The organism is Nocardioides sp. Soil796 (genome assembly GCF_001429525.1).
Taxonomy (GTDB): Bacteria; Actinomycetota; Actinomycetes; order Propionibacteriales; family Nocardioidaceae; genus Nocardioides.
In genome coordinates, this window is record NZ_LMSQ01000018.1 from 335,075 (window position 1) to 335,332 (window position 258).

General features: G+C 68.6%; 1 protein-coding gene. It reads left to right on the forward strand.

All coding sequences use genetic code 11. The features are described from left to right. On the forward strand, nucleotides 1-258 hold a 258-nt coding region (locus ASH02_RS26395; protein WP_162262588.1), incomplete at both ends, for a hypothetical protein.

Here is a 258-nt window from a genome sequence, read left to right on the forward strand (position 1 = left end):
GCCGGCACCGCCGCGACTGCAAATGCCGATCCGACCGCCGATGCGACAGCTGGACCCGACCGCGACGGCATCAGCGGCCACGAGCCGGCACCGGGGATGGCGGAGACGAACCTGTTCGGCGCCGTCACCACCGAGAAGATCCTCGACTGGATCCGCGACCTCGGCCCCGACGCCACCTTCACCCCAGTCATCGACCTGAATCACGACTGGGCGGTCGACCAGCACGACCCACCCGAAGCCATGCGCGAACAAGTCCTC